The sequence below is a fragment of the Nocardiopsis listeri genome (assembly GCF_020741345.1).
Lineage (GTDB): Bacteria > Actinomycetota > Actinomycetes > Streptosporangiales > Streptosporangiaceae > Nocardiopsis > Nocardiopsis listeri_A.
Map to the genome: position 1 here is coordinate 1 of NZ_DYZD01000232.1, position 6929 is coordinate 6929.

The 6929-nt window shown below is 70.2% G+C and carries 4 protein-coding genes and 1 pseudogene; 4 read left to right on the forward strand and 1 reads right to left on the reverse strand.

Features of this window, described 5'->3' with window-relative positions; genetic code table 11:
• Positions 1–1392 precede the first annotated feature (1392 nt).
• Entirely contained in the window at positions 1393–3906 is a 2514-nt protein-coding gene (locus K8V84_RS12390; protein WP_304074315.1) for a glycosyltransferase family 4 protein, read from the forward strand.
• A gap of 98 nt (positions 3907–4004) precedes the next feature.
• Here K8V84_RS12390 and K8V84_RS12395 read toward each other — a convergent pair whose 3' ends face one another.
• Positions 4005–4247 (reverse strand): hypothetical protein, encoded by a 243-nt coding sequence (locus tag K8V84_RS12395; RefSeq protein WP_304074317.1) that lies wholly within the window; start codon positions 4245–4247, stop codon positions 4005–4007.
• Between the two features lie 324 nt (positions 4248–4571).
• Here K8V84_RS12395 and K8V84_RS12400 point away from each other — a divergent pair, with 324 nt between their 5' ends.
• From K8V84_RS12400 to K8V84_RS12410, 3 genes and pseudogenes are all read left to right on the forward strand, one after another.
• Positions 4572–4943, forward strand: a complete 372-nt coding sequence (locus K8V84_RS12400) for a hypothetical protein (RefSeq protein WP_304074319.1) — start codon at positions 4572–4574, stop codon at positions 4941–4943.
• A 296-nt stretch (positions 4944–5239) separates the two neighbouring features.
• A complete protein-coding gene (locus K8V84_RS12405; RefSeq protein WP_304074320.1) occupies positions 5240–6334 on the forward strand; it encodes a pilus assembly protein TadG-related protein in 1095 nt (364 codons plus the stop codon).
• 107 nt (positions 6335–6441) lie between these two features.
• Positions 6442–6929, forward strand: a pseudogene (locus tag K8V84_RS12410) (hypothetical protein); the annotation flags it as partial.

Here is a 6929-nt window from a genome sequence, read left to right on the forward strand (position 1 = left end):
CCCGGACCACAGGACCATGCGCCGGGCTCTCGGTCATGCCCTTTCACTGTTCCCCGGTCCCTCGGCCGGAAGCGCCCCGGCCCGAGCTCGGCTACCCCAGCACGGGGGCACCACAGCCGTATCGATGGCGCTCACCCTCTGCGACCTGCGAATCCCCCATCGTGGCCAGATTCGGCCACGGAAAGTCACCTTCGGGCCACGACTTTTTCCCTCTTATCCGGCAGAGTGTCCATCGAAGGCAACGCAGCGTTGCCAAGCATGAAACATGAGAGGTAGGTCGTCCACCAAATGTTTGTTCGGTGGATGAGGAAGTGGCCTACTTCTCCGCGTCCCGACGGACCCACGGGTGTTTCTCCCCGCATCCGCCCTCGGCCCGTCCGACAACGAGCCCCCGACTCGTCAGGAACCGTCTTGGACAGCACACCTCCCAACATGTCCTCAGCCCCCGGAACCTCCCCCACCTCCCATCTGTCCCCTACCACCGCGACCTCCGGCGCTGCCGCCGCACCGGATGCACCCGTCTCGCCGGCCTCCCCGCGTACGACCTCGCCCCTGCCCAAGCGGGTGGCTCGAGGCCCGAGCCGGCGGCACCCGGCCACCCTGGCGCGAACGCTCCAGCGGGTGACCCTGCTGAGTCTGGTCGCCGTCCGAAACCCCCCAAAGCACGGCGATGCACCCCCACCTCTCCCTCCCGGCGAGGCCGAAACCGGGGTGCGCCGACGGCCGCTCACCGTCGGCCCCGTCCGGCGGTCCATCTCGCCCACCGAGGGCGCTCAGATCTCGCGGTCCCCGCTCAGCGGGTGATCTCGGACCAGGAGGCGGCGCCGGTGTGGGGGGCGGGCCCCACCCGGTAGGTACGGTTCCGCGGCCTGGGGTTCCCGAGCCCCGGAGGGTCGTTCGGGAACTGTTCCGGTCTCGTACCGGACGAGTCGGAATCCACCGTGCCGTCTCCGCCCCGCTCCCCTGTCTCTTCGAGCACCCCTTGCAAAGGCAGGGGAGCGGGTTCTCGGACCACGGGCATCGCTGCAGGTTCCCGTGCCGTGGGCGGGCGCACGACCACGTGTCGTGTCCTCCTTGTCGTGCGTCCGTCCCACACTCTCCCCGGAGCCCATACTCGCCTCGCGGTCCACGCTCCCCCGAGCCGCACTTTCCGACCCGCTTTCGCCGCTCTGGTTTCCGCTGTTCGGAATCGCCGCAAAACCCCCACAGATACCGGCAAATCTTCGGACAGTACTGGACAGATTAGAACTTTTACCCCCATTCCTCCTCATAATCTGATCGCTCATCCCCACACCACCTCCGCTCGGAGAGTCGGCTCGGTGTGGGTGCAGGGGGACACGGGCGTCGTCCTTCGCACACGCGCGAAGGACGGCGCCGGAACATGGGGGCTCAGTGAAGATCGCCTATCTGATCAACGACATGTACGGCATCGGCGGCACCGTGCGTACGGTCGCCAACCAGGCGGCGGCCCTGTCGGCACGGCACGAGGTGGAGATCGTCTCGGTGTTCCGACACCGCGCGGACCCCGTCCTGCCCGTCCCCGCCCAGGTCACCCTGCGCCCCCTGGTCGACATCCGACAAAAGGACGACCAGGCCACCGGGGTGGGCGGGCGTCCGCTGTACGAGGGTTCGGAACGCGCCGGTCTGCCACCGCTCCTCTTTCCTCCTGAAGACGGCCGGGGCTCAACGCACAGCCGCCTCACCGACGACAGGTTGGAGGAGTACCTGGCCACCACCGACGCCGACGTGGTCGTGGGCACCCGCCCCGGGCTGAACGTGGTGATCGCTCGGGCCGCGCCCAAGCGGCTCGTCAAGGTCGGCCAGGAACACCTCACCTACGAGCAGCACTCCGACGAACTGCGCCGGGTCATGGCGGAGGAGTACCCGCACCTGGACGCCTTCGTCACGGTCACCGAAGCCGACGCGCGCACCTACTCCGAGCGGATGCCGCTGCCGGGAGTGCGGTTGTTGTCCATCCCCAACTCGGTGCCGGCGCCACCGTTCACCGTCAACGGGCACAACACCCGCACCATCGTCGCGGCGGGCCGACTCGCCCCCAGCAAACGCCACGACCTACTGGTACAGGCGTTCTCCATGGTCAGCGACGAGTTCCCGGACTGGACGCTGCGCATCTACGGGCGCGGCAGCAGACGCGGGGCGCTCGGCAGGCTCGTGGGCAAACTGGGGTTGCAGGACCGGGTGTGGCTGATGGGCCCGCATCCTCGGGTCGAGGAGGCCTGGGCCCAGGGCGCCTTCGCGGCGGTCACCTCCAGTGAGGAGCCGTTCGGGATGACCATCGTGGAGGCCATGCGGTCGGGACTGCCGGTGGTGAGCACGGACTGCCCGCACGGACCTGCGTCGATCATCCGGCACCAGGAGGACGGGCTGCTGGTCCCCAACAAGTCCGCCCCCGGCATCGCGGAGGGGCTGGCGCACCTGATGGGCGATGACGAGTTGCGGCGACGCATGTCGGCGGCGGCGTTGAGCGATTCGGAACGCTTCGACCCGGTGAACGTGGTGCGCCGGCACGAGGAGCTCTTCCACGACCTGGCCGGGGCGCGCATGCCCGCGCACCCGGTCCTGCACCTGCCGATGCCGAGGGCGGAGATACCGGCCTCGTGCCGGGTCCAGGTGGGCCCGGACGGGGTGACGGAGTTGGACTTCGGTCCGGGCGCGGAGTCGGGCGACGTCCACGACCCGAGTGACTCGCGGGTACCGGACGCGGTGGTGCTCGCCACGGAGAACCGGCGGGTGGAGCTGGTCCCGGGGCCCGATGGTCGGGTCCTGGTGGACGCCGCCGAGCTGGACCTGACCACCGGGACCTGGCAGGTGTGCCGGGTCGATGGCGCCTCGGACCGAACGGGCGCCGTGGACCGGGCCGGCGGGGAGGAGACCCCGGTGCGGGACGTGACCATCCACCAGTACGGGTTCCCGCTGTCCAGCGCGCACACCAGCGGCCTGTCCCTGGTGATCCCCGCGCGTTCCCCGAAGGGTCGACTGATACTGCAGGTGCGGAGTTCACAACACCACGCCGAGGTCGAACACGTGGAGGTCGCCGATGGTCTCATCACCGTGCAGGGGCGGGTGCTGGGCCGGTCGCAGCCCGATGCCCGGGCACGCATGGTGGTGCGACTGCACGGCTCGCCGCAGGCCCGCCGCGAGTTCCCGTCAGCGGTCGCGCAGGGGGGCGAGTTCACGGCGGTGATCGACCCGGAGTCGGTCGCACACGGGCGGCACGGCGACTCCGACAAGTGGCAGTTGCGGCTGGTGTTGTCCGACGGGACCGAGTGCACCGTGGGCCGGCACCTGTCCGGGGTGGTGGGTTACAAGAAGATCATCGAATACGCCGCCCAGTCGGTGAAACCCACCTACGGCACGGGGACCAAGGTGCGCCCGTACTACACGATCAACGACCGGTTGGGATTGAAGACGTCGCCGTTGGCCCCGACGATTCCGGTGGAGTCGGTCCGGGTCCGTCCGGCCGGGCGTCGTGGGGAGGAACTGCGCCTGGAGGTTCTGCTGGGTTCGCCGTTGCCCGAGGGGGTGTCGTACGCGCTGGAGGTGGTGCGCGGCACCGACGCGGGCCGGCGTTTCCCGTTGGAGGCCGTGGCGGCCGCGCCCGGCCAGGAGGAGGCACGGTTGGTGGGCCGGTTGCCGTTGCTACGACACGGCGACTACCTGGGGACGACGGTCCGGCGGGCGCGGTGGCAGCTGCGGCTGTTGGCCGGGCCTCCGGGCGCGTTGGGACGGTTGGGGGCCAAGGCGATCTTTCCGAGCACCAACCGCGCGTGGAGTCGCGCCACGTACGTGCGGTCGGCGACGGTGGCTCCGTTGGACTCGGGAGACGTGCGGTTGACCGTCGCCGACGTACACCTGGTGGACGGGCTGAACCGCCGGCTCCGCTGACGGGGCCGGGATCGGGTGGGCAAGGTCGACGGAACTCCAATGACGGGGCGCGGGTGGTCGAACCCGCGCCCCGTTCTTGGATCAGGGCGACCCGTGGATCAGGGTGACGGCCACCAGGGTTCGGGCAGGGGCGCCCCGAATCGGAGTGCGGTGTCGAGCCTGCCCCACCGATCCCCCGCCCGCGCGTTGGCCTGCTCTGAGGCGAGCGTGCGGTCGATGGGACGCAGGACGATTCTCAGCAGGAGATTCACCTGGCCGGAGCGGGTCCCGAGGCGAGCCCGCGCGGCTTGCGGCAACCCCTCGTGCGGGGTGCGGCCGAGTACCTCGACCGATTCGACCACGTCCGCGCCTGGGCAGCAGAATACGCCGCCCTCGACTCGCCTGGATTCGGCCGAGCGCGACTCCCCACGGCAAGGGGTTTCGGACAGCGCACAGTCGTTCACGGAGAGTTTCGGTCCTGTGTGTCGAGGCGCGTTCCGGCACGTTCGTAGGCGGCGGTTCCGGAGCATTCCTCCCAAAGCCCCACCGGGCGAGCCACCGCTTTTACGGGCGCAACGACCGAGCGGGGAGTTTTCCACAGGTTCCGCGATCTCGCTTGTCCCACCCCTGGGAACAGCGCATGCTCTATCCATGTCCCCCGGTCCACCTGCGAAGAGGTGAGTCGAATGTCCCGTGAGCCACTGCGCCCCGAACCGTCCGCGGTCCCCGAGGCGTCCGTAGTGGAACCACCGGCCGACGGAAAGGCCCTGCGCGCCGCGGTGCGCAGGGTGTCCCCCGACGCGCTGTCGACCTTCGACATCCAGCACCGCTACGTCCGCGACCTGTGTGCGCGCACCGGCGACCCGGTTCCGGTGCGCATGTTCCTGCGCCGGTGGGGTGTGTTCGTGGAGCTGCGCAACTGCCCACGGCGCGCGGCCAGACTGGCCCGGCTCGAACTGGCGGCCGCGGAGGCCACCGACACCGAGACGGCCCGGGCCGCAGCCCAGGAGATCGCGCACATCCTCGACGGCGCCACCCGTCGGTCGCCGGCCCCTTGACCGACTCCACGTGACGGGAGTGCCATGGGTGGTCTCCCGATGCGGTCTGTGGCCGCCTATGGTCACCCGTTCAACACGGCACCGCCACCACCAGCGGTGACGAGCCGGTACCGGCCGCTATGCCCCGGTCGACCCTGTACCGACGGAACCGGCCGGGTTAAGCTGCCCGGCGCGGGGGTGTGTGCGATTCGTGTTCGGTCGCCTACGTCCCCGTGCCGCTCGTGGCCCTCGGGCCGCGTCCGGCCCCGCCCGAGCCCCCGCCCCGCTCCCCCGCGGGAACGACCCCCCGGACCAGCATGCGACGTATCCTCCGCAGCACCGAACGACCCCGAACGCGGCGTCGACGGCACCTCCAGGGACGCCGCGACGACGGCCAGGCCAACATCCTGCTGCTGTTCGGCATGACCATCGCCCTGTTGGCGCTCACCGTTCTGTTCGTACGGGTGGGGTTCGCCAACGACCAGCGTTCGCAGGCCCAGACCGCGGCGGACGCCGCCGCCCTGGCCGCGGTGAGCGCCCTGCGGGACGGCGCGGCCGACCAGCTCGCCGGTGGCTCCTATCCGATGCCCCGCTACGACGAGGAGATCGCCGAGTCCCGGGCGGAGGACTTCGCCCGGGAGAACGGAGCGGTGCTCACCGACATCCGGGCCAGCGACAACGTGATGGGCCGCTCCGGCAACATCGTCCGGGTGGAGGTACGGGGCGCGCTCTGTCAGCGGGAGCTGGAGCCGGACGCCTCGCGGCACTGGAACGACATCGTCTGCGAGGGCGAGGAGGACATGAGCGAGACGTCCTTCGGCAACGCCGCGGCGATCGCGATCATCGAACTCGACGCGGCCTGTGGTCGTGACGACGACGGGCTGAACTGTGACGGTTCGCCCGTGGGCGACTCGGAGCAGGCCTCGGGGCTGTTCGATGTGCACCTGGTCGACCAAGAGGGTCAGTACGAGTTCGATCCGAACGCCGTGTTCGGTGGAGGCGCGATCGTGGACTGCGAGAACCTCGGTGGCCTGCATCCGCAGATGTGCGCCGCCCACCAAGCGCTCAACGACCAGTTCCCGGGCTTCTACCTGTCCGCGGGCGGCTACCGCGACGAGGCCACCAGCGACCACGGGTACGGCCAGGCCGTGGACTACATGATGGCGGAGCTGGGCGGGACCCCGACGCCGGACATGCACGCCACCGCCCTCCAGGTGATCGACTGGCTCATCCAGAACCACCAGGAGCTGAACGTCAAGGGGATCATCTACGACTACCACATCTGGAACCCGGCTCGGGATGCGGTGGGACCGTGGGAGAGCGTGAAGAGGTCCGCCGGGTACCGGGGCAGTCCGACGCAGGACCACGTGGACCACATCCACGTGTCCGCCGGGCCACCGCCCTTCCGGTAGCCCCGGGAGCGACACCCGAGAACCCCCTCTGAACAGGGGGTTCTCGGTTATCCACAGGTTCGGGATCGGGGCTTGCCGGGGCGATCCGGGCCACCGAACCTTGAGACATGACGCGAGGACACGTCGTACCCCACGGAAGCATCCCGTTGTTCGCCCGCCCCCGCAGCGCACCTCCCCCACCGTCTCGACTCCGGGAGGACCCCTCGGTGCCGTTGGGCGCTCCACCCCCCGACCGCGATCTGCTGCCGGTGTCGGCGGAGCTGTCGGCGAACGTGGTCGCCTTCGGTCGCACCACCGCCTGTCCGTGGGGCGTGGACCTGTACCCTCGGGGCACCAGGGCCACCCGGACACGGCTGCACGTGGTGGAGAAGGTGTCCCGGCACGCGGTGATGCCCCACCGCGAGCTGCTCGCACCGGCCGACCGGACCCTGCTGCGAAGGGTACGGCCGACCGCCCCGGCCCGGACCGCGCAAGTCCTGTTCCACCCCGACCCGGGGTGGCCGGACCCCCGGGCGGCGCTGCAACACGACAGCACCACCCACCATTGGGCCCGACACGAACGCGCCAGGGACCGGCTGCGCCATCGGGCGATGGC